This is a genomic window from Agrobacterium sp. OT33, assembly GCF_017313365.1.
In the GTDB taxonomy this organism is placed as follows: domain Bacteria; phylum Pseudomonadota; class Alphaproteobacteria; order Rhizobiales; family Rhizobiaceae; genus Agrobacterium; species Agrobacterium rhizogenes_A.
The window spans coordinates 77,027-98,229 of the sequence record NZ_JAFLMZ010000008.1 but is presented as its reverse complement, the minus strand read 5'-3'; the positions used below and the strand labels follow the sequence as shown (position 1 = coordinate 98,229).

Here is a 21,203-nt window from a genome sequence, read left to right as displayed (position 1 = left end):
GGCTTAATGCGCGCCGACGCCGGCGCGGATGAAGATGCGGAACGCCGTGCGCGCCTCGTCGAAATTGCCGGCCCATTGATGGCCCCGTGCCAGAAGTTCCGGGTAAAGGAAAGTCGGCTCCTGCGGCATCAGCACGAAGATCACGGCACCCGGCGGAAGACGGTCAAGTGCGGCAAGCGTGCGGCTCGCCTGGCCTTCGGCCGTCTCATCGCTCAGATCGAGATAGATGACCGGGTCCGGCCATATCTGCGGCTCCTCGGCATTGCCAGCAAGCGCCGGTGACACGGAAATCTGTTCGGTCTCAGTGGATTGCGGCGTAAACAGCACTTCCCAGTCGCCGCCGCCGATTTCCCTCACCTGATGGTCGAAACCGCGCTCCGCCATCACCTTGAACAGCGGAACGGGCCGGAAGGTGGCGTATAATCGCAGCGCCTCGCCGGGAGCAAGCCCGGCCACGGCTTCCATGATGGCCGGAAAGGGCTCGCCACCGCTCAGCAAAAGCGGCCGGACATCGAGTTCCCTGATCATTTCCGTCATTGCATCACCTCATCTGTCGGCTGGCGGCGGCAAGGGCCATCCGCCAGAGGTCTTTTCACCACACCGCCGGGGCAGGGGTCAATGTTCGGATCCGCAGCAGCATTCGCAGCCGGACATATCGTCCTCGGAACCTTCGGCCTGTTCTTCCAGCCGGCCGATATCGAGGCGCCAGACGTCCGGGCCCTGTTCGAGATATTCCCAGCCGAACTGGCCGGGGAAATTGGTGGCCAGCTGGTAAAGCAGTGGACGGGGATCGTGATCGCTGGTGATCTGCAAAGATTGCCCCTCATTCAACGCGCCAAGCGCACCGAAAATGCGCGGATGGCGTTCGCGATGCGGAATGATGCGCACGTCGATATTGGTTGCGGTTTGGGCTTCGGACATAGGCTGGCTCCACGGCCGCGGATGGAATGATGTCCGGCGGTGCGGCCGGCCGACGGACTGGAAAAACCTATCCGCCGGGCGGTCGGGAGACATTGTCGCCGCGCAAACAAACCTGAGATTCGTCAGGTTCGTTGCGTGCCATGCTTCAGCCGGCAAGGCTGCGATAGATTGCCGGCAGCGCCGATGGCAGCTTGGCGATCCTGCTGACGATGGCATAGCCGTTCTGGCCAAACATGGCCGGAATATAGGATTGCGCTTTGCTGTCGACAGTCACGCCGAAGACGCTGACGCCCGAGCGTCTGGCTTCGGAAACCGCGCGGCGGCTGTCTTCAATGGCGAAGCGGCCTTCGTAGTGATCGACATCGTTAGGCTTGCCGTCTGTCAGCAGCAGAAGGAGCTTTCGGCGCTCCGGCCTTTCACGCAGCTTGGCGCTGGCGTGGCGGATGGCTGGGCCGATGCGGGTGTAGAAGCCGGGCTTCAGCGCCGCGATGCGACGCTCGATAGTGTGGCCCATCGGCTCATCGAAATCCTTCACCGTTTCCACCCGCACCCAGGAACGGCGGCGGGAGGTGAAGGTCAGGATGGAGTGACTGTCGCCGCAGGCGGAAAGCCCGTGGGCAAGCACCAGCAGGGCTTCCTTCTCCACATCGAGCACCCGGCGATTGTCGAACCACGCATCGGTCGATAGCGACACGTCGACAAGAATAGTCACGGCAAGATCGTGCGCCTGCGGGCGGCTTGCCATATGAATGCGGTCGCTGCCCTGTCCGCCGGCGGCAATATCGCTTCTGGCGCGAACCACGGCGTCAAGATCGAGATCATTGCCGTCAAGCTGGGCGCGCAGCATCTCGTGGCGTGGCCGCAGCACCTCGAATTGCCGCCTGACCCGGCGGATGAGGCTTTTGGTGTCCGGGTCGGGTTCCGGTGCCGTCTCGGCGTCTTTCGCCGGACCGGCGATCACCCGGCAATGGTCGGCGAGATAGGCACCGCTGCGATAATCCCATTCGGGATAGGTCAGCTCCGCCGTCAGCGGGGTATGGTTCAGTGCTTCGGGCGGCAGGTCGAGATCGAAGCGGAAGCGGGCGGAAGGCCGCCCCTTTCTTTCACCCAGCGTCATATCGTCAAGCTCCTCCGCCGCGCTGCCGTCTGCATCGTCGCTATCGTCACCCGGACGGTCGACATTGACCATCTCGGCCATGGCGAGGATTTTTTCGAAACGGTTGAGGATGAAGGGGCTGCGTTCGGTCTGGCGGTTCTCGGCCTTTTCGCGCACGGCGATATGGCGGGCGGCCTCCGCCCCCTGCGGCGCGGCGCCCGCTGCCGGCTGGTCCTCGCTTTGCCGGACCTCGGATGTTTCGCGCAGCAACGTGTCCGGCCATAGCGGCACCGGCAGCATCGGCAGGTAGCGCGGCGGCGCCTTGGCCGGAAAGCCGGCGGGTGGCGCATGGCCCTCGGTCCCTGCCGCATCGGCCAGCATGGAAAGCACCCGTTGTTCCACCTGCTGCTCCGTCTGGGGCAGCGGCCGTTTCTGGCGCACCGCGAGCATGGCGGCGCAAAGCCGGCGATAACGGGTCTTCATTCCGGGGAAAGCATGGATGACGGCTTTTGCCAGTTCTGCGGCGCGGTCGAGCCGGGCAAGGTCGTTGCGAAGCGGGTCGGCCGCCGCCACCGGTTCAAGCGGCATCATCGCCATGGCGGCGGCGAGCCAGAGATAGAGATCGCGGTTGAGGCAACGGTCGGGAAATAGATCGAGCACCGGCGGCAGCATCAGCGTGGCATGATCGCGTCCTGGCTGGGCGAGCTTCTCTTCGCCAAGACCCATGCGCTGGCGCAGCCTCAGCCGGTGGCTGGAAGTGCGGGCGCGGGCCGGCGCGATCTGCACCGCATGTTCACCGCCAAAACCGCGGAAACATATGGCCAGTACGGCCTGCATATCCTCCAGCTTCACGGCATGATCCGGGAAGCGCAGCCATGTGCCGGTTTCGCCGATCAGCCTGTGCCAGGCGCGGCCGACGGTTTCTTCCAGTTCCAGAAAGTCCAGCATGGTTTATCCTCATGGCATCGGACCGGAACGCGCGGGGCCGCGCAATCCGGCGTGGATATCAAAGCGCCTATCGAATGATCGCATCCGCGACTTCATGCAGCGCGGCCTTCACATCCGGCTCGTCGGTCAGCGGTTCGATCATGGTCGCGCGCACGGCCTGACGGGCGGGAAGGCCGGTATCGATGAGGCTGGCGCAATAAACGAGCAGGCGGGTGGAGACGCCTTCTTCCAGATCGTGGCCTTTCAGGCCGCGCAGTCGGTGGGCAAGATCGACGAGCGGCTCGACATCGCGCGCATCCAGCCCGCTTTCGTGCGAGACGACGGCGATTTCCTGCTCCTTGGGCAGAAAATCGAATTCAATGGCGACGAAACGCTGGCGGGTGCTGGGTTTCAGGCTCTTTAAAAGGTTCTGGTATCCGGGATTATAGGAAACGACGAGCATGAAGCCCGAGGGTGCTTCCAGCACTTCGCCGGTGCGTTCCAGCGGCAGGATGCGGCGATCATCGGTGAGGGGATGCAATACGACAGCCACATCCTTGCGCGCCTCAACGATCTCGTCGAGGTAACATATGCCGCCCTGGCGCACGGACCTCGTCAGCGGGCCGTCCATCCACACGGTTTCGCCGCCTTTCAGCAGGTAACGGCCGGTCAGATCAGCGGCAGCAAGATCGTCGTGGCACGAAACGGTGGAAAGCGGCAGGCCGAGTTTCGCTGCCATATGGCTGACGAAACGGGTCTTGCCGCAACCGGTCGGGCCTTTCAGCAGCAGCGGCAATTGCCGCACCCAGGCGCTTTCGAACAGCGTGCATTCATTGCCGAGCGGTGCGTAGAACGGCGCATCCGGCAAAGGCTGCGGGGCGGGGCGAAATATCGTGTTCATGGTAATCTCCATGTTTGTTGATAAGGGACCGGCTCTCCGGGGGAAAAGGAGAGCCGGTCCGTTTCTCATTCGGCGGGCTGCACGAGGCGGGCAACGTCGCCCTGTTTCTGCTTGCCCGGCACCAGGATTGCCCAGATGAACATGACCGCCGAAATGAGAACCGCGAAACCAGAACCGAGACGGATCCAGTAGAAGATCGCCAGCTGGTCCTGCACATCCATGAAGCTTTCGCCCATGACCCGCTGAAGCTGGATCTGCACCACGCCGGCAAATGTCAGCGCGAAGGTCATCACCGACATGGCCGTGCACATGACCCAGAAGCTCGTCATCGAAAGCCACTGATTATAGGGCGCACGTTTCTTCATTTCGGGGATGGCGTAGGCCATCATCGCAAGGTTCAGCATCACATAGGCGCCGAAGAAGGCGAGGTGCCCGTGGGCGGCGGTAAGCTGCGTGCCGTGGGTGTAATAGTTCACCGAAGACAGCGTGTGCAGGAAGCCCCAGACGCCGGCGCCGAAGAAGGCCATGACCGAGCAGCCGATCGACCAGAGGAGGGCTGCGCGGTTCTCATGCTTGCGGCCAGCCTTCCAGGTCATCACGAAGGTGAAGATGACCATGGTGAAGAAAGGGGCCACTTCCAGCGTCGAGAACAGCGAGCCGATCCACTGCCAATAACCTGGTGCGCCGATCCAGTAATAATGGTGGCCGGTGCCGAGGATGCCCGAGAAGAGGGCAAGACCGACGATGACATAGAGCCATTTTTCCACCACTTCGCGGTCGATGCCGTTGAGCTTGATCATCAGGAAGGCGAGGATCGAGGCCATGATCAGTTCCCACACGCCTTCCACCCACAGATGGATGACGTACCACCAGTACATCTTGTCGAGCGCCAGGTTCATGGGGTTGTAAAAGGCGAAGAGGAAGAAGATCGCCAGACCCCAGAGGCCGAAGAGCAGGATGTTGATGACGGTGGTCTTGCGGCCCTTCAGCGCCGTCATGGTGATGTTGAACAGGAACATCAAAACGACAAGCACGATGCCGACCTTGATGGCGAAGGGCTGTTCGAGGAATTCGCGGCCTTCATGGATGCGGAACATATAACCGACCACGGCGACGGCGGCGGCCACCAGGAAGATCCAGAACTGCGCGATGGCGAGCTTGGGGCTGTAAAGCTCCGTTTCCGTTTCTTCCGGCAGAAGATAGAAGGTCGAGCCCATGAAACCCATCAGCAGCCACACGACCAGCGCATTGGTGTGGATCATGCGCACGATGTTGAAGGGCAGAAGCTCGGAAAGCGTGTTGGGCAGTACGTAGATCGTCGCGGCGATGACGCCGAACAGGATCTGCGCCACGAACAGCCCGATTGCGCCGTAAAAATACAGCATGGCGACTTTTTGCGTCTGGTATTTCATCTCGTCATCTCCTTGCCGTCAACCTCAACCCGCATCGTTCGGCGGCCAGTTCTGCGTCTTGATCCGGCTCGTCCATTCGAGGAAGTCGACGAGATCATCGAGCTCCTGTTCGGTGAGATTGAACTGCGGCATCTGGCGCCGGCCCTCGATGCCGGTGGGCTGGGCAGCCATCCAGGCCTTGATGGAATCGCGCGCCGTCTCCTTGTCTTCCACGCCGCCATAGCGCTTCCAGACATTGCCGAGTTCGGGCGCGAAATAGGCGCCTTCGCCGAGCAGCGTGTGACAGTTGATGCAGGAATTTTTCTCCCACACGTGTTTGCCGCGCGCGACGCTTTCCGTCAGCGTGCTTTCATCCGTCGAGGTGGTGCGCATGTAATAATGGCTATGGGCGGTCAGCCCGACGAATATGGCGAAGAAGAAGATGGAGCCGCCGTAAAAGACGTTTCGCGCTCCTGTTTTGGTCAGGCGTTCTGCCATGCCAATGGTCCTTTCCATCCGGAAGACCGCTTATGCGGACTGGCTTGATCGAACCCTCTTGCCGGAATTTGCCGGCAGGCTTCGGGTCTCGCACCTTTCTAGCTGCTGGCTGCCGGCGTTCTTTGCCATTTGGCAAACAAGTGGAGAGGTGGTGTGGTCCGCCTTTTCAGAGCGACAAAATGCCCTGCAGGAACGCTCGCAACAGGGCTGCGGCGGCAAAGATAGCCGGCCATGCCAGAAGTGCCGTGCGCAGCAGGCCACGCTCTTCGCGAAAGCCGAGAAAGTCGTCGATGACGCGTCTGGATTTCAGGAGCGCGAAAAGCAGCATCAGGCAGGCGGCGGCGACCGGCGGCAGAAGCGCTGCCTTCCACGATGTCACGACGGCCGTACCGGCAAGAACGAGAATGGCGAGTGCTGCAAAACTTCTTGCAAGCTGCCGGGAGGTGCGGTGGATCATGATTGTCAAACCAGATAGACGATGGGAAAAATGACGATCCAGACCAGATCGATGACATGCCACAGCGTCGTCACCAGCGTGACGTTCTCGTTTTTTGGGAAGACCGCGACGAGAAACAGCAGCACGGCCACGAAGACGACATGCAGCAGGTGGAAGCCGGTGAGCAGGAAATAAAGCTCGAAGAACGCGCCATAGGCGGGATCGGACGCGAAGGCGATTTCGGTGGAATATTCATGGAGCTTCACACCGACGAAAGCGAAACCCAGCAGGCCGGCAAGAACAAGCGCCCGCCTTTTGCCCGCCAGCGCCGTGTGGCGGCTGGCCGCGACGGCCGCCTGCCAGCCGCTTGCCAGCAAAATCAGTGTGTTGAGGCCGGCAAGTTGTGGCTGCAGATGCTGGCGCGCGGCGGCGAATGCATCGGGATTGAGAGCGAAGGCAATGATGAAGGCACCGGTCAGCGCGCCGAAAGCGGCAAGTTCGCTCCAGACCAGAATCCACAAAAGCAGGTTTCCGCTTTCCTCTTCCGTATTGATCGCCATGGCCTCGCCCGTAATTGTAAAACAGCAAGCCACGCTTAGGCGTCCTCAAACCCCGCTTCTTTGCGGTCGGTCAAAGAAGGGAGCGCACAAAGCCCTATTGTCATGACAAAGCGCAACTCTGGAAAATGGAGCTTCCCATGAACGACGCGCAGGTCGGGCTGATTGTCGCAACCCCTATTATCGTTGGCTTTGCCGTGCTGTTGTACCGTATGGGTGTGTTGCAGCGCATGGGCGCGGTTTCCGCCGTACTTGCCTCCGTGGCCATTGCTTCAGTGCTGTTCCTGAACCAGTGAGAAGACAGTCGCATGCTTGAACTTGTCGCCGCTCTTTCGCTTTTTGTGGCGCTGCATTCCATTCCCGCCGTACCTGCCGTGCGTGGCCGGTTGATTGCGGCCATTGGCCGGCCCGCCTATTTCGGGGCTTATTCCGTCGTCTCGCTTCTGGCGCTGGGCTGGGTGTTTTATGCCGCGCTGTCGGTGGACTATATTCCGCTCTGGGATGTCGCGCCCTGGCAGGCGCATGTCACCTTTCTGGCAGCGCCGATTGGTCTGTTTTTCGTGCTGGCCGGTCTTCTCAGCGTCAATCCGCTTTCCATTTCCGTGCGGCAGGGAGATAAACCGGGGGCAATCGTGCGCATCACGCGGCATCCGGTGCTTGTCGGTTTCCTGTTTTGGTCGCTCGGCCATGTCGTGCCGAATGGCGACCTGCGTTCCGTCATTCTCTTCGGCGGTTTTGCGCTGTTTTCGCTTGGCGGGATGGCGATGACCGAAAAACGCGCGCGGAAAAGACTGGGTAATGCGTGGAGCGCGGCGGCTGCTAAAACCGCAACGATCCCTTTCGCAGCAATCCTTTCCGGCAAAACGCGCCTCGCCGTGGACGGGCCGATGTTGCTAGCCGCGGTACTGACAGGCTTGACGGTCTGGTGGCTGCTGGCCGGCGGCCATGCCGCGCTCTTTGGCGCGGACCCCATGGCCTATTTCTGATCGCTCACGACGTCTTCACCACATGCGGCTGCCATATCGGCGCCTGCGGTGCGGAGCTGATGCCGAGTTGATCGACAGCGCGGGCGGCGAGCTGGTCGACAATATCGAAGACGCTTTGCGGCCTGTTATAAAAGGCCGGCACCGGCGGCATGACGATCGCACCGGCCTCCGTGACAGTGCACATATTGCGCAGATGGATGAGATGCAGCGGCGTCTCGCGGGTCATCAAAACCAGCTTCCGGCGTTCCTTCAAATGCACATCGGCGGCGCGAGTGACGAGATTGTCCGAAAACCCGGTTGCAATGGCCGCGAGCGTCCGCATGGAGCAGGGGGCGACGATCATGCCTGTTGTCGGGAAGGAGCCGCTGGCAATGGCCGCGCCGATATCGTCGACGGCATGATTGACACTGGCGAGCGACAACATCCGCCCCATTGCTTGCGCACCGTCCTCCTGCAGCACGGTGCGTCTGGCGGATTGCGACAGGACGAGATGGATTTCGACGCATTTCATCGCGGCGAGACGCTCGATGATGCGCAGCGTAATGCCGGCGCCCGAGGCACCGGTGACGCCGACCACGACGCGGCACGGGTTCATGGCCGTTCTCCAAGGCCAAGATCACGCCACATCAGATCCACCTTTGCGATGATGTCAGGTGTCATGGAGAGCACGCGGCCCCATTCGCGCTCCGTCTCCGGCGGCAGCTTGCGGGTGGCGTCCAGCCCCATCTTGCCGCCGAGGCCGGCTTTCGGCGAGGCGAAGTCGAGATAATCGATCGGCGTATCGTTGATGATCGTTGTATCGCGCGAGGCGTCGAAACGGGTGGAAAGCGCCCAGACGACATCCGCCCAGCTGCGGACATCAATATCGGGATCGACCAGAATGATGAGCTTCACATAGCTGAACTGCGGCAGCATCGACCACAGACCCATCATCACCCGCTTCGCCTGGCCGGGATAACGCTTGTCGATGGAGGCGACCATGACGCGGTAGGAACAAGCCTCCGGCGGCATCCACAGATCGACGATTTCCGCAAACTGCCTTTTGACGAGCGGCAGGAAAATCTCGAGCATGGCTTCGCCGAGAACCGAGGGTTCATCCGGCGGCCGGCCGGTATAGGTGGAAAGATAGATCGGGTCGCGGCGCATGGTGATGGCCGACAGCGTCATGATCGGAAAGGCTTCGACGGAATTATAATAGCCGGTGTGGTCGCCATAGGGGCCTTCGAGTGCCGTTTCCGTTGCTGAGGCGGTGCCTTCCAGCACGATCTCGGCATTGGCGGGCACCGGCATCGGCACCGTCAATGCCTTCGCGATGCGGCTTTTCGAGCCGCGCAGCAGGCCGGAAAAACCAAGCTCGCTGATATGTTCGGGAAGCGGCATGACGGCGGAAAGAATGGTGGCGGGATCAGTGCCGATGGCGACGGTTACGGGCATATCCAGCCCGCGCGCCTGCCACAGCCGGTGGTGCTGCGCGCCGCCGCGATGCGCCAGCCAGCGCATGATCACCCTGTCTGGCCCCAGCACCTGCATGCGATAGATGCCGACATTGATATCGTCGGGATCATCAGGCGAACGGGTGATGACCAGCGGCCAGGTGATAAGCGGGGCCGGTTCGCCCGGCCAGCACCATTGCACCGGCAGGCGGGCAAGATCGATGGCATCGCCCGTCAGTACCTTTTCCTGTACCGGCGCGCGCGCGACGTTGCGTGGCCGCATGGACAGTGCGGCCTTCAGCAAAGGCAGCTTACCCCATGCCTCGGCCATGGATTTCGGCGGCCGTGGCTCGCGCAATTCGGCGAGCTTTTGTCCAAGTGCTGGCAGGCCGCCCGTTTCCAGCCCCAGCCCCCATTCGATGCGCTGCCGCGTGCCGAAGAGATTGGCAAGCAGCGGCATGTCCCGCACCTTGCCCTCATGGTCGACGGGTTGTTCGAACAGCAGCGCCGGCCCGCCATCGGCGAGCACGCGGCGGTGGATTTCGGTGATCTCGTGCAACAGCGAAACCGGTTGGCGGATTCGCCGCAGCTGCCCGCGTTCTTCCAGCAGCCGGATGAAACCGCGCAGATCGGCTGCGTGGGCGGGTTTCGCTTCTGTCTCTTTATCTGTCGGTTCGTCTCTCATGCCGCCTGTTTGCAGGCGGCAAAGCGGCATGTCCTTGCGCTGCCGCAAATGCGGCTTCAGTGCGAGCGAAGATAGTCGGCGAGAACGAGGGCGTGGTTGTGTTCGGTATCATGGGCGGCATAAAGCAGCGTGACGCGGCCTTCCGCCATCAGCGCCTTCATGCGCGCCACGGCATCGGAATTGGCCGCCAGTTCTTCGTCATAATGCCGGGTGAATTCGGCAAAACGTGACGGCATATGGGAAAAGCTCTTGCGCAATTCATTGCTGGGCGCGATCTCCTTCAGCCACAGGGAAAGCTTTGCGTCTTCCTTGCGCATGCCGCGTGGCCACAGCCGGTCCACCAGAACGCGTGTGCCGTCGTCGTCGCTGGCGGGTTCGTAGATCCGTTTGATCCTTATATCGGGCATGGCGGCCTCCATTATTCTGCAAGCGAATGATTTATAGCGCCTTTTGCGAATTCGCGCGCGAAAATCACCCTGTCTTTGCGTTCGCTCAAACCGCCACCCGTGCGCCGCGGCTAGGTTGCCGCCCGCAACTGAGCCGACAGGACCCTTCATGAGACCTTTTCCCGCCGCCATCGCCCGCCCACTGAATTTTCTGCCCCTTGCCGTGGTGCAGCGAGCGACGGCGGCGATGCTGGCGCAGATCATGAAACGGCACCCGGATATGTTCGGTCGGCTCGGTGAGCATAACGGCAAGCGCTATGCCTTCCTGCCCGTCGATCTGCCCTTCGCCTTCACGGTTGAACCGGCGCGTCCGGCCATCACCGTCAGCCGAAAGGGTCGCCTGCCGAAGGTGGATGCGGCGGTGGAAGGGCCGCTTTTCATGCTGCTGGCGCTGATGGAGGGGCGGCAGGATGCCGATGCGCTGTTCTTTTCGCGGGATCTCAGCGTGACCGGCGACATGGAGGCGATGCTGGCGCTGCGCAATGCGCTTGATGACAGCGGCATTGATCTGCCGCGCGATCTCGGTGCATTTGCCGGGCCTTTCGCGCCTGTCGTAACGGGCCTTGCGAACCGCCTGCGCGGCCATGTTCTGTCCGAAACACGGGGAGGTGAGGCATGGAACTGATCTGTCCCGCGGGAACGCCCGCCGCCTTCCGCGAGGCCGTGGATGCCGGAGCGGATGCCGTTTATTGCGGCTTTCGCGATGAGACCAATGCCCGCAATTTTCCCGGCCTCAATTTTTCCCGCGAAGAGCTTGCCGAGGCCATTGCCTACGCGAAGAAACGCGGTGTGCAGACCTTCGTGGCGCTCAACACCTTCATGCGCGCTGGCAATGAGGATATCTGGTATCGCGGTGCGGCCGATGCCGTGAAGGCGGGGGCGGATGCGCTGATCCTCGCCGATTTCGGTCTGATGGCGCATGTGGCGGAACATCATCCGCAGCAGCGCATCCACGTTTCCGTGCAGGCCTCCGCCTCCAATGCGGACGCGGTGAATTTCCTCGTCGATGCCTTCGGCGCGAAACGTGTGGTGCTGCCGCGCACGCTGACGATTTCCGACATCGCCCGGCTGGCGCGGCAAATCCGCTGCGAGATCGAAATCTTTGTGTTCGGCGGTCTCTGCGTCATGGCGGAGGGGCGCTGCTCGCTGTCCTCCTACGCCACAGGCAAATCACCCAACATGAACGGCGTCTGCTCGCCGGCAAGCCATGTGCGTTATCGGCAGGATGGGCGGGAGCTGGTATCGGAACTCGGCGATTACACCATCAACCGCTTTCCGGAAGGAGAGGCGGCGGGTTACCCCACGCTGTGCAAGGGCCGTTTCGAGATTGCCGATGACAAGTCCTATGCCTTCGAGGACCCGGTATCGCTTGACGTGATGGACCAGATCGATGCCTTGCGCGAAGCGGGGGTCAGCGCGCTGAAGATCGAGGGCCGCCAGCGCGGCAAGGCCTATGTGGCGGAAGTGGTGTCCACCCTGCACCGGGCGCTGGCCGCCAGCGCCGAAGAGCGGGGACGGCTGCTCTCACGCCTGCGGCTTTTAAGCGAAGGCCAGCGCACCACCGTCGGTGCTTATGAGAAACGCTGGAGATGATGGCGATGGCACACACAGCAAAGGCCACATTGGCGCTTGGCCCGGTCCTCTATCTCTGGCAGGGCGAGAAATGGCGCGATTTCTATGTCCGCATCGCCGATGAGGCGCCAGTCAGCCATGTCTATCTTGGCGAAACCGTCTGCTCAAAACGGTTTCATTTTACCGAACCGCATCTGGCCGAGGTGATCGAGCGGCTGGAGAGTGCCGGAAAACAGGTGATCCTCTCGACGCTTTCGCTGGTGACGCTGGAGCGGGAAAGCCGCCAGCTGCGCGGCCTGATCACCGACAGCCCCTATCCCGTCGAGGCGAACGATCTTTCCGCGCTCGGCATGTTGCATGGCACGCCGCATGTCGTCGGGCCGATGGTGAATGTCTACAATGCCGCCACCGCGCGGCTGCTCGCCTCGCGTGGGGCAAGCGCCATCTGCCTGCCGCCGGAACTGCCGGTAACCTCGGTGGAGCGTATCGTGGCGGAGACACCGGATGTGGACTTCGAAGTCTTCTCCTTCGGCCGCCTGCCGCTCGCCATTTCCGCGCGCTGCGCCCACGCCCGCGCCAAGGGCAATATCAAGGATAATTGCCAGTTCGTCTGCGGTGACGACCCGGATGGATTGCCGGTGCGCACGCTTGACCGGCAGTCCTTTCTGGCGCTGAACGGCGTGCAGACGGTGTCGCACACCTGCCAGTCGCTGCTTGGCGAATTGCAGGATCTGGCCGCCACCGGCATCGCCCGCTTCCGGCTGTCGCCGCAGGACTGCGACATGGTGGCGGTGGCCAAGATCCATGACGATGTTCTGGCTGGTAGGCGGGATGCGGCAGATGGCCTTGCACGTCTCGGGCAAATCTATCCGGACGTGCCTTTTTCCAATGGTTTCCACCACGGGCAGGAAGGGGCGGCCTGGGTCGCCCGTGCCCGCAACACGGCGCATGGGGTGAATGCATGACGATGAACGGGCAAAGTGAGCAAATGCTGTCCGCGGTGGCACCGGGCGGAGCGGATATCGCGGCGGCAATCCATCTGGTGCGCGACATTGTCTTGCAGAGTGCGCTTGATTGCGGCTGCCGCGACAGGGTGCATGAGGCGCTGCGTGAACTCGAGGATTTCGAGCGCCAGCGCAATATCGTCAAGCTTCTGGCCGCCGCCCGCGAGGAGCGGCGCAAGATCGCGCTTTTGACTGAGATGCTCTGCGATTTCGCCGAAGACGACACGGTGGATGAAGGTGTGGTCGAAACCGCAAGCCTGATGTTTCTCGACATCGCCGCCGCCGCTCAGGAGGGCTCGCGCATCCTGCGCGAAGCCCTGTCGCTTAAGACAGGCGAATAGGCGTGGTTTCCGGCGCTGTTTGATCCTGCGCAAAGATCGGGCGCTTGCAAAATGTCATTTCCAGATGGGTGACGTGCCTGTGGCCGGAAGGTGGGCTTTCAGCGGGCGTCACGCGCATCATGGCGCTTCCGGCGCGAACAAGGATCAGGACCATGGCTCATCTCACCCGTCGTCAGGCGCTTTCGGCCCTTTCGGGATTGACGGTCGCGACACTTGCCGCACCGCATATTCTGAAGGCGGAAGCGCCGCTCACCCTTTATGGTCCTCCTGCCGCGCCGTCGGCCGTGCTGGCCCATGCGGTCAAGGGCGGGTTCCTGAAGGATGTCGCGCCGGAGGCCGTCTTCAAGGCCTGGAAAACGCCGGATGAAATGCGCGCCGCCGTCGCCTCCGGTTCCATGGGAGCGGTGGTGATGCCGAGCTACGGCGCCGCCAATCTGCATAATCGCGGCCTCGGTCTCGGGCTGTTGAACGTGTTGACAACGGGCCTGCTTTATATCGTGTCGAAAGACGAGGCGCTGAACTCCCTGCAAGGCCTTTCCGGCAAGACGCTCGCTTTGCCGTTCAAGAACGACATGCCCGATTTCGTGATGCGCCGGCTTGTTACCGAAAACGGCCTGAAGCCCGGCGACATCAAGCTGGAATATGCCGCCTCGCCGCCGGAAGCCGTGCAATTGCTGCTGACGGGCCGGGTGGACGCGGCGCTGCTCAGCGAACCGGCCGCGACCGCCGTGCTCATCAAGGCGAAGTCGTTTTTCATGACCGTTCACCGCACCATCGATATCCAGCAGGAATGGGCAAAGGTGGCGGGCAAGGCCGAAATCCCGCAGGCGGGTCTCGCCCTGACCTCGCAGGTTCAGGAAAAGCTCGGCAAGGCGGGCATTGAAGCTTTGCAGACAGGCATGGAAGCCGCGCTCGCAAGTGCCGTGGCCGATCCGCAGGCTGCGGCGGCGGCCGTTGCCGACGCGCTGGGTTTCCCGTCTGAGATCATTGCCGCTTCCTTCCCGACGAGCCATCTGTGCGCGCTGAAGGCGAGCGCTGCGCGCAGCGATCTCGAGGCTTTTTATGACGAACTCGCCAAGGCCGAGCCGGCCATCATCGGCGGGCGGCGGCCGGATGACGGATTTTATCTGGTGTAGCAGGCATGAACCGCATTCTCGAAAGCCTTGGCTGGACGGGCCGTTACCTCTGGGCGGGCTGGGCCGGGCTTTCCGGCATCTTCTGTTTTCTCGCCGCCTGGCAGGCCGGGCATGAGATTTACGGCTCCTTCATCCTGCCTTCGCCGGGGGAGACCTTTGCTGCGATCGGGATGCTTGCCAGGCGACCGGATTTCCTTGTCATCCTGTCGCAGAGCGCCGTCAGGGCCCTTGCCGGTTTTGCCATTGCCGCCGGCATCGGCACCGTTGCGGGCCTTCTGGCGGGCTATTCCTTTGCGGCCATGCGGCTGATGAAGCCTGTTGTCACCGTTCTGCTCGGCGTGCCGCCCATCGGCTGGATCGTGCTGGCGCTGATCTGGTTCGGCTCGTCGGGCGGCACGGCCGTCATGACCGTGGTTATCGCCTCGGCGCCGGTCTCCTTCGCCGGCGCGCTGGAAGGTGTCGCCAAGCGGGACCGTCAGCTGGAGGTGATGGCGCAGGCTTTCGGCGCTCGATGGTTTTACCGTCTGCGCACCGTCACCATGCCGCATGTTCTCTCCTACCTCTTCCCGGCCTGGACGACGACGGCCGGAAGCGCGTGGAAAGTGACCGTCATGGCCGAGCTTCTTTCGAATTCCGGCGGCATTGGCGGCGAACTGGCCACCGCACGTGCTCTGTTCGACATCGCGCAGGTCAGCGCCTGGCTTACCATCACGGTCGGCCTTGCGCTGCTGACCGATTACGGCCTGCTGCATCTGCTGCGCGAGGCGCTGGAACGCTGGCGTGCGGCCGGGCTGCCATGGGGTGTCAAACGATGAGCGACCATTCCGCCCTCCGTTTCGAGCAGGTCGGCCACGCCTTTCTCGGCCGCAGCCTGTTCGAGAATTTCGATCTCAGCATCGCGCCGGGGGAAACCGTGGCGTTGCTTGGCCCTTCCGGCAGCGGCAAGACGACGATTTTGCAGATCGCGGCCGGTATCATCGATCCCGTTCGCGGCCGGGTGCATCGCCGATATCGCCGGCAGGGTCTGGTGTTTCAGGAGCCGCGGCTGCTGCCATGGATGACATTGATCGACAATATCGCCTATGGCCTTGCGGCGGCCGGCATGCCGAAACGGCAACGGCGTGAGACTGCGGCACGCTTCGCCTTGGAAGTGGGCCTGGAAGAGACGGATTTCCGCAAATATCCGGTCGAACTTTCCGGCGGCATGCGCCAGCGCGCCGGGGTGGCGCGGGCGCTGGCGGTGGAGCCGGACATGCTGTTTCTGGATGAGCCCTTCAGCGCCGTCGATGTCGGCCTGCGCAGGCATCTGCAGGAGCTTCTGGTGGCCGCCGCCGGAAGGCGCGGTTTTTCCACGCTCCTTGTCACCCATGATCTTCACGAAGCGCTGCTGGTGGCCGACAGGCTGATCGTCTTGTCGGGCGTCGGCGGCCGGGTCATTGCTGCGCATAGGCCCGCCGGTTCGCCGGGCCATCGCATGGCGCGGGCGGTGTTCGATGAAGCGGAACGTCTGGCCGAAACTGCGGCTTTTGCCGAACTGTTTTCGGCAAAGGAGCGGGGCAGATGAAACCGCCGCCGATCCTCTCCGAAGCCCTGCGCCTGTTTTTCCCCCTTGCCGCCCTGCACGGTGCGGTCTGGCCGTTCCTGTGGATCGTCGTTGGTGGTTATGCCCTGCCTTTCACCGATGCCGTTCCGCCGTCGCAATGGCACGCCCATGAGATGATTTTCGGCACCTATGGCATGGCGCTCGCCGGGTTTCTCGGCTCGGCCGTGCCGGAATGGACAGATACCAAGCCGGCGCAGGGAAGAACGTTGCTATATCTGGCCGGCCTCTGGCTGCCGGGCCGCCTGATCGGTTTCGTGGGGGCCGATGCGTGGAGCCTGCCTGCCGGCTTTTTCGATGTGGCGTTTCTGCTCGCGCTTTCGCTCCTCATCGGCAGGGCCATGCTGGTGCGGCGCACCGGGAAGCATCTGGCATTCCTCGTCTGGCTTTTATTGTTTACGGCCTCGGAAGCGGGTGTGCGTTATGCATGGTGGGCTGGTGATCCGGAACTCGCCGCCCGCTGTCTGGAGGCGGCGTTGTGCATATTCACCGTGCTGTTTTCGCTTTCGGCGGCGCGCATCAATGTGGTCGTCATCAACCTGGCACTCGATCCGAGCGGTGAGACCACACCCTATCGGCCGCATCCCGGCCGCCAGCATATGGCCGGGGCCATGGTGACGCTTTACATGGCGGTCAGGCTTGTTCTTCCGGAAAGTGATATTTCCGCCTGGCTGGCGCTTGCGGCCGGTGCCGCGTTTTTCGACCGGCTGGCCGAATGGTTCATCGGCCGCGCCGCCTTCAGGACCGAGGTGCTGCTGCTCGGCGTCGGCAATGCCTTTGCCGGTGCGGGGTTTCTGGCGCTCGGGGCGACGCGGCTCGGTTTTTCCGTCACGCCCGCCGCAGGCCTGCACCTCTTGTCGGTGGGCGCGCTCGGCTGCGCCATCATGGCCGTATTCATCATCGCCGGTCTCAGGCATACGGGGCGTGATCTGACGCACCTGCCCTGGCAGGCGCACATCGCCGCCGCCCTGATGGTGACGGCCGGGCTGACCCGTATCCTGCCCGAATTCGATGTCGCCGCGATCCTGTCGCCCTATCATCACGGTCTCAGTGCAATAGTGTGGGCAGCGAGTTTTGGTGTCTGGCTGCAGGGCTTTCTGCCCTTCCTGCGGGCGCCGGGCACCGACGAGGCGGGAGCCTGCGGATGAGCACACAGTTTCCCGCAGCCGTGACGGCAGCGACCTTCGCCCGTTTTTACCCTGTTTGTTTATTTTTTCGGCAAAAGCCCAATAAGAAATCAGTGACTTAGGCTGGCGATATTGATGAATGTTAGTTCTGATAAATAATCAATAAAATCAAGTGGTTGAATATTTCTGCCTTTTGGCTGATGATGTCTCGAACCGAACAGGAAACGCGAATATGCCTAAAATAGTCGCGCCTCAACAAGTGGATGACAAGCCAAGCCGGACGAGGGAGCTCGTGACGTTTGCCGTTCTGGCCTTCGGCATATGGCCCGTTCTGGCGGTTGGATTTGTCGGGGCCTATGGCTTCATCGTCTGGATGTTCCAGATCATTTACGGGCCGCCGGGACCGCCCGGTCATTGAGGGTGAAATGACGATGGAAGTCTCTCTCAGCCGGCGCGATTTCCTGCGCGGCGGGCACAAACGGGAAACGCGTATCTGTCCCCCCGGGGTCGTGTTGAGCGACCTCGCCGCCTGCAGCGGTTGCGCAAAATGCGTGGAGGCCTGTCCGACCGGCATCATCGCCATGGCGGATGGTTTGCCTTCGGTGGATTTCTCCGCCGGTGAATGCACCTTTTGCGGCAAATGTGCGCAAGTCTGTCCAGAGCCGGTTTTTGCGACCCCTGCGGCGCAGCGCTTCGATCATGTCATGGCGATCGGTAAAGGGTGTCTCGCTTTCGGCAATATCGATTGTCAGGCGTGCCGCGATGCCTGCCCGACCGAGGCCATCCGGTTTCGGCCCCGCCGCGGCGGCCCCTTCGTGCCTCAGCTTGTCGAAGATGCCTGCACCGGCTGCGGGGCCTGTATATCCGTCTGCCCGGCCGGCGTGATCGAGATCAAGGCAATAGCCATGGAGATGCAATATGCCTGAAAATACAGGCCGATATCATGTCTCAAGCGCCGTGGTGGCGGTGATGCCGCAGATGCGGGACGCCGTTTTCGCGGCACTTTCAACGCTCGACAATGTCGAGGTTCATGGCGAGGGCAACGGCAAGATCGTCATCGTCATCGACGGCACGAGCACCGGCATGCTGGGCGATACGCTCACTTATATTTCGACACTCGACGGTGTGATTGCCGCCAACATGGTTTTCGAACACGTCGACACAGAGGAGACGAGCGGCGATGAGCAGCGAACTGACGCGGCGTGATCTATTGAAAGCCCATGCCGCCGGCATTGCGGCGGCAACGGCGGGCATTGCGCTGCCGGCCGCCGCCCAGCCGGTACCGGGTGGTGTTTCCGCCCTGCAGATCAAATGGTCCAAGGCACCCTGTCGTTTCTGCGGCACGGGCTGCGGCGTCATGGTCGGCGTCAAGGAAGGCAAGGTGGTTGCCACCCATGGTGACATGCAGGCGGAGGTCAACCGTGGCCTCAACTGCATCAAGGGCTATTTCCTGTCCAAGATCATGTATGGCAAGGACCGCCTGCAAACCCCGCTGCTGCGCAAGAAAAACGGCGTCTACGCCAAGGATGGCGAATTCGAGCCGGTAAGCTGGGACGAGGCCTTCGACGTGATGGCCGCGCAGTGCAAGCGGGTGCTGAAAGAAAAGGGGCCGACCGCCGTCGGCATGTTCGGCTCCGGGCAATGGACGATCTTCGAGGGCTACGCCGCGACCAAGCTGATGCGCGCCGGCTTCCGCTCCAACAATCTCGATCCCAATGCCCGCCACTGCATGGCGTCCGCCGCTTACGCCTTCATGCGCACCTTCGGCATGGATGAGCCGATGGGGTGCTATGACGATTTCGAACATGCCGATGCCTTCGTGCTCTGGGGCTCGAACATGGCGGAAATGCACCCCATCCTTTGGACCCGCATCGCCGACCGGCGTCTGGGTTTCGACCATGTGAAGGTGGCGGTGCTTTCGACCTTTACCCATCGCAGCATGGATCTTGCCGATATCCCGATGGTTTTCAAACCGGGCACGGATCTCGCGATCCTCAACTATATCGCCAACCACATCATCAAGACCGGGCGCGTCAACGAAGACTTCGTGAAGAACCATACGAAATTCGTGCGCGGCGTCACCGATATCGGTTATGGCCTGCGTCCCGACAATCCGGCGGAGGTGAATGCCGCCAACTCCGCCGATCCGACCAAGACCGAAGCGATCGATTTTGAGACCTTCAAGGCTTTCGTATCGGACTATACACTGGAAAAGACCGCCGCCATGACCGGCGTGGAGGCCGGCTTCCTTGAGGAACTGGCCGAGCTTTATGCCGACCCGAAACGCAAGGTCATGTCGCTGTGGACCATGGGGTTCAACCAGCATGTTCGCGGCGTCTGGGCCAACCAGATGGTCTACAATATCCACCTTCTGACCGGAAAGATTTCCGAGCCGGGCAACAGCCCGTTCTCGCTCACCGGCCAGCCTTCGGCCTGCGGCACGGCGCGCGAGGTGGGCACCTTCGCCCATCGCCTGCCGGCGGATATGACGGTGACAAACCCGGAACACCGCAAACATGCCGAGGAAATCTGGCGCATTCCGCACGGCATCATCCCGGAAAAGCCGGGTTACCACGCCGTGCAGCAGGACCGCATGCTGCATGACGGCAAGCTGAATTTCTATTGGGTGCAGGTCAACAACAACGTTCAGGCCGGTCCCAACACCAAGAACGAGACCTATCAGGGCTATCGCAACCCGGAAAACTTCATCGTTGTTTCGGACGCCTATCCGACCATCACGGCCATGAGCGCCGACCTCATCCTGCCCGCCGCCATGTGGGTGGAGAAGGAGGGAGCCTATGGCAATGCCGAGCGGCGTACCCATGTCTGGCACCAGCTGGTCGAGGCTTCGGGCGAGGCGCGCTCCGATCTCTGGCAGCTCGTGGAGTTCTCCAAGCGTTTCACCACCGACGAGGTATGGCCGGCGGAGATACTCGACGCCAACCCCGCCTATCGCGGCAAGACGCTTTACGAGGTGCTCTACAAGGACAGCGATGTCGGAAAGTTCCCGCTGAGCGAGATCAACGCGGATTACCAGAACCAGGAATCCAGGGATTTCGGTTTCTATCTGCAGAAGGGTCTGTTCGAGGAATATGCCGCCTTCGGGCGCGGCCACGGCCACGATCTGGCGCCTTACGATGCCTATCACGAGGTGCGTGGCATGCGCTGGCCGGTGGTGGACGGCAAGGAAACGCTGTGGCGTTACCGCGAGGGTTACGACCCCTACGTCAAGCCGGGTGAAGGCGTGAAGTTCTACGGCAACAAGGACGGCAAGGCGGTCATCATCGCCGTGCCTTACGAGCCGCCGGCGGAATCCCCGGATGCGGAATTCGATACATGGCTGGTGACAGGCCGCGTGCTGGAGCACTGGCATTCCGGCTCCATGACCATGCGTGTGCCGGAACTCTACAAGGCCTTTCCCGGCGCCCGCTGTTTCATGAATGCCGACGATGCGCGCAAGCGCGGGCTCAACCAGGGTGCGGAAATCCGCATCGTCTCGCGTCGTGGCGAAATCCGCTCCCGCGTGGAAACGCGCGGCCGTAACCGCATGCCGCCCGGCGTCATCTTCGTTCCCTGGTTCGACGCCAGCCAGCTCATCAACAAAGTCACGCTCGACGCAACCGATCCCATCTCCAAGCAGACGGATTTCAAGAAATGCGCAGTCAAGATAGAGCCAGTCGCATGATCAGGAAACACGGATGGATCGCCGCCACTCTTCTGGTCGTGGCTCTGGCGACGGGGGCCGTTGCACAGATGGTGCCGGAATTGTCAGGCCCGCGTGGCGACGCCATGCAGACCGAGCCGGCGAAACCCCTGCCGAAATGGGTGGTCGACGATTTCAGGCGCATGCGCGCCTATCCGGAGCAGCCGCCGGTCATCCCGCATTCGATCGACGGCTACCAGCTGTCGGTCAATACCAACCGCTGTCTGTCCTGTCACAAGCGCGAATTCACGCAGGATTCCGGCGCACCGATGATCAGCGTCACCCATTATATGACGCGGGAAGGCCAGATGCTGGCGGATGTTTCGCCGCGCCGTTATTTCTGCACCGCCTGCCATGTGCCGCAGGCCGATACGCGGCCGCTCGTGCCCAACACGTTTGAGGACATGAGCACGATGGGCGTGAAACCGGCGGGTAGCGAATGA

General features: G+C 62.1%; 27 protein-coding genes. 15 read left to right on the top strand and 12 right to left on the bottom strand.

Annotated features, from left to right (window positions below):
- Positions 1 to 3 precede the first annotated feature (3 nt).
- The 8 genes from JZX88_RS19015 to JZX88_RS18980 all read right to left on the bottom strand — a co-directional run bounded on the left by JZX88_RS19015 (position 4) and on the right by JZX88_RS18980 (position 6,730).
- Positions 4 to 537: a DUF2249 domain-containing protein gene (locus tag JZX88_RS19015; protein WP_206914435.1), complete on the bottom strand. Its 534-nt coding sequence runs from the start codon at positions 535 to 537 to the stop codon at positions 4 to 6.
- A gap of 78 nt (positions 538 to 615) precedes the next feature.
- A complete protein-coding gene (locus JZX88_RS19010; protein ID WP_206914434.1) occupies positions 616 to 921 on the bottom strand; it encodes a DUF2249 domain-containing protein in 306 nt (101 codons plus the stop codon).
- Positions 922 to 1,066: 145 nt separating this feature from the next.
- The gene (locus tag JZX88_RS19005) at positions 1,067 to 2,965 is read right to left on the bottom strand and encodes a nitric oxide reductase activation protein NorD (RefSeq protein WP_206914433.1); all 1,899 of its coding nucleotides are present in this window, start codon (positions 2,963 to 2,965) and stop codon (positions 1,067 to 1,069) included.
- 67 nt (positions 2,966 to 3,032) lie between these two features.
- Positions 3,033 to 3,845 (bottom strand): MoxR family ATPase, encoded by an 813-nt coding sequence (locus JZX88_RS19000; protein ID WP_174032398.1) that lies wholly within the window; start codon positions 3,843 to 3,845, stop codon positions 3,033 to 3,035.
- A gap of 65 nt (positions 3,846 to 3,910) precedes the next feature.
- The gene (locus tag JZX88_RS18995) at positions 3,911 to 5,257 is read right to left on the bottom strand and encodes a nitric-oxide reductase large subunit (protein ID WP_065117772.1); all 1,347 of its coding nucleotides are present in this window, start codon (positions 5,255 to 5,257) and stop codon (positions 3,911 to 3,913) included.
- Positions 5,258 to 5,281: 24 nt separating this feature from the next.
- Positions 5,282 to 5,734: a cytochrome c gene (locus tag JZX88_RS18990; protein ID WP_046800955.1), complete on the bottom strand. Its 453-nt coding sequence runs from the start codon at positions 5,732 to 5,734 to the stop codon at positions 5,282 to 5,284.
- A gap of 166 nt (positions 5,735 to 5,900) precedes the next feature.
- Positions 5,901 to 6,191, bottom strand: coding sequence for a hypothetical protein (locus JZX88_RS18985; RefSeq protein WP_142781279.1), 291 nt, complete (start codon positions 6,189 to 6,191; stop codon positions 5,901 to 5,903).
- Positions 6,192 to 6,196: 5 nt separating this feature from the next.
- On the bottom strand, positions 6,197 to 6,730 hold the full coding sequence (locus tag JZX88_RS18980; protein ID WP_174032403.1) for a cytochrome c oxidase subunit 3: 534 nt from the start codon (positions 6,728 to 6,730) through the stop codon (positions 6,197 to 6,199).
- A gap of 137 nt (positions 6,731 to 6,867) precedes the next feature.
- Between JZX88_RS18980 and JZX88_RS18975 the strand changes: the two genes are divergently transcribed.
- Positions 6,868 to 7,023 carry a hypothetical protein gene (locus tag JZX88_RS18975; protein WP_022557550.1) on the top strand — a complete coding sequence of 52 codons (156 nt, stop codon included), beginning with the start codon at positions 6,868 to 6,870 and terminating at the stop codon, positions 7,021 to 7,023.
- A gap of 12 nt (positions 7,024 to 7,035) precedes the next feature.
- Entirely contained in the window at positions 7,036 to 7,713 is a 678-nt protein-coding gene (locus JZX88_RS18970; RefSeq protein ID WP_206914432.1) for an NnrU family protein, read from the top strand.
- Positions 7,714 to 7,717: 4 nt separating this feature from the next.
- Here JZX88_RS18970 and JZX88_RS18965 read toward each other — a convergent pair whose 3' ends face one another.
- The 3 genes from JZX88_RS18965 to JZX88_RS18955 are packed head-to-tail and all read right to left on the bottom strand — an operon-like array spanning position 7,718 to position 10,238.
- Positions 7,718 to 8,308 carry a UbiX family flavin prenyltransferase gene (locus JZX88_RS18965; RefSeq protein WP_206914431.1) on the bottom strand — a complete coding sequence of 197 codons (591 nt, stop codon included), beginning with the start codon at positions 8,306 to 8,308 and terminating at the stop codon, positions 7,718 to 7,720.
- Positions 8,305 to 9,831 carry a UbiD family decarboxylase gene (locus JZX88_RS18960; protein WP_206914430.1) on the bottom strand — a complete coding sequence of 509 codons (1,527 nt, stop codon included), beginning with the start codon at positions 9,829 to 9,831 and terminating at the stop codon, positions 8,305 to 8,307. The genes JZX88_RS18965 and JZX88_RS18960 overlap by 4 nt, the downstream gene beginning before the upstream one ends.
- Before the next feature lie 56 nt (positions 9,832 to 9,887).
- Positions 9,888 to 10,238, bottom strand: a complete 351-nt coding sequence (locus JZX88_RS18955) for a DUF488 domain-containing protein (RefSeq protein WP_065117941.1) — start codon at positions 10,236 to 10,238, stop codon at positions 9,888 to 9,890.
- Between the two features lie 148 nt (positions 10,239 to 10,386).
- On the opposite strand from JZX88_RS18955, the gene JZX88_RS18950 reads away from it, so the two are divergent.
- From JZX88_RS18950 to JZX88_RS18935, 4 genes are read left to right on the top strand one after another with little or no spacing between them, the layout of a single operon-like run.
- Positions 10,387 to 10,902 (top strand): SCP2 domain-containing protein, encoded by a 516-nt coding sequence (locus tag JZX88_RS18950; RefSeq protein ID WP_206914429.1) that lies wholly within the window; start codon positions 10,387 to 10,389, stop codon positions 10,900 to 10,902.
- A complete protein-coding gene (locus JZX88_RS18945; RefSeq protein ID WP_174032420.1) occupies positions 10,893 to 11,870 on the top strand; it encodes a peptidase U32 family protein in 978 nt (325 codons plus the stop codon). The genes JZX88_RS18950 and JZX88_RS18945 overlap by 10 nt, the downstream gene beginning before the upstream one ends.
- Before the next feature lie 5 nt (positions 11,871 to 11,875).
- Complete coding sequence (locus JZX88_RS18940; RefSeq protein ID WP_206914428.1) at positions 11,876 to 12,814, top strand: U32 family peptidase; 939 nt, start codon at positions 11,876 to 11,878, stop codon at positions 12,812 to 12,814.
- A 23-nt stretch (positions 12,815 to 12,837) separates the two neighbouring features.
- Positions 12,838 to 13,194 carry a hypothetical protein gene (locus JZX88_RS18935; RefSeq protein ID WP_246753503.1) on the top strand — a complete coding sequence of 119 codons (357 nt, stop codon included), beginning with the start codon at positions 12,838 to 12,840 and terminating at the stop codon, positions 13,192 to 13,194.
- Here the strand turns inward: JZX88_RS18935 and JZX88_RS18930 are convergent.
- Positions 13,178 to 13,348 (bottom strand): hypothetical protein, encoded by a 171-nt coding sequence (locus JZX88_RS18930; RefSeq protein WP_174052585.1) that lies wholly within the window; start codon positions 13,346 to 13,348, stop codon positions 13,178 to 13,180. The genes JZX88_RS18935 and JZX88_RS18930 overlap by 17 nt on opposite strands.
- Between JZX88_RS18930 and JZX88_RS18925 the strand changes: the two genes are divergently transcribed.
- The 9 genes from JZX88_RS18925 (at position 13,347) to JZX88_RS18885 (ending at position 21,203) form a co-directional block, all read left to right on the top strand.
- A complete protein-coding gene (locus tag JZX88_RS18925; RefSeq protein WP_174032430.1) occupies positions 13,347 to 14,330 on the top strand; it encodes an ABC transporter substrate-binding protein in 984 nt (327 codons plus the stop codon). The two genes, JZX88_RS18930 and JZX88_RS18925, sit on opposite strands and share 2 nt — an antisense overlap.
- A gap of 5 nt (positions 14,331 to 14,335) precedes the next feature.
- Positions 14,336 to 15,145: an ABC transporter permease gene (locus JZX88_RS18920; protein ID WP_206914426.1), complete on the top strand. Its 810-nt coding sequence runs from the start codon at positions 14,336 to 14,338 to the stop codon at positions 15,143 to 15,145.
- Entirely contained in the window at positions 15,142 to 15,894 is a 753-nt protein-coding gene (locus JZX88_RS18915; protein ID WP_110758465.1) for an ATP-binding cassette domain-containing protein, read from the top strand. Before JZX88_RS18920 ends, JZX88_RS18915 begins: the two co-directional genes overlap by 4 nt.
- Positions 15,891 to 17,078 carry an NnrS family protein gene (locus JZX88_RS18910; protein ID WP_206914425.1) on the top strand — a complete coding sequence of 396 codons (1,188 nt, stop codon included), beginning with the start codon at positions 15,891 to 15,893 and terminating at the stop codon, positions 17,076 to 17,078. The genes JZX88_RS18915 and JZX88_RS18910 overlap by 4 nt, the downstream gene beginning before the upstream one ends.
- Before the next feature lie 211 nt (positions 17,079 to 17,289).
- The gene (gene napE / locus JZX88_RS18905; RefSeq protein WP_110758461.1) at positions 17,290 to 17,475 is read left to right on the top strand and encodes a periplasmic nitrate reductase, NapE protein; all 186 of its coding nucleotides are present in this window, start codon (positions 17,290 to 17,292) and stop codon (positions 17,473 to 17,475) included.
- 7 nt (positions 17,476 to 17,482) lie between these two features.
- Positions 17,483 to 17,983 carry a ferredoxin-type protein NapF gene (locus JZX88_RS18900; RefSeq protein WP_206914424.1) on the top strand — a complete coding sequence of 167 codons (501 nt, stop codon included), beginning with the start codon at positions 17,483 to 17,485 and terminating at the stop codon, positions 17,981 to 17,983.
- Positions 17,976 to 18,263, top strand: coding sequence for a chaperone NapD (locus tag JZX88_RS18895; RefSeq protein ID WP_065117759.1), 288 nt, complete (start codon positions 17,976 to 17,978; stop codon positions 18,261 to 18,263). Before JZX88_RS18900 ends, JZX88_RS18895 begins: the two co-directional genes overlap by 8 nt.
- Positions 18,238 to 20,742 (top strand): periplasmic nitrate reductase subunit alpha, encoded by a 2,505-nt coding sequence (napA, locus tag JZX88_RS18890; RefSeq protein ID WP_142859005.1) that lies wholly within the window; start codon positions 18,238 to 18,240, stop codon positions 20,740 to 20,742. The genes JZX88_RS18895 and napA overlap by 26 nt, the downstream gene beginning before the upstream one ends.
- Positions 20,712 to 21,203 carry a nitrate reductase cytochrome c-type subunit gene (locus JZX88_RS18885; RefSeq protein ID WP_110758456.1) on the top strand — a complete coding sequence of 164 codons (492 nt, stop codon included), beginning with the start codon at positions 20,712 to 20,714 and terminating at the stop codon, positions 21,201 to 21,203. Before napA ends, JZX88_RS18885 begins: the two co-directional genes overlap by 31 nt.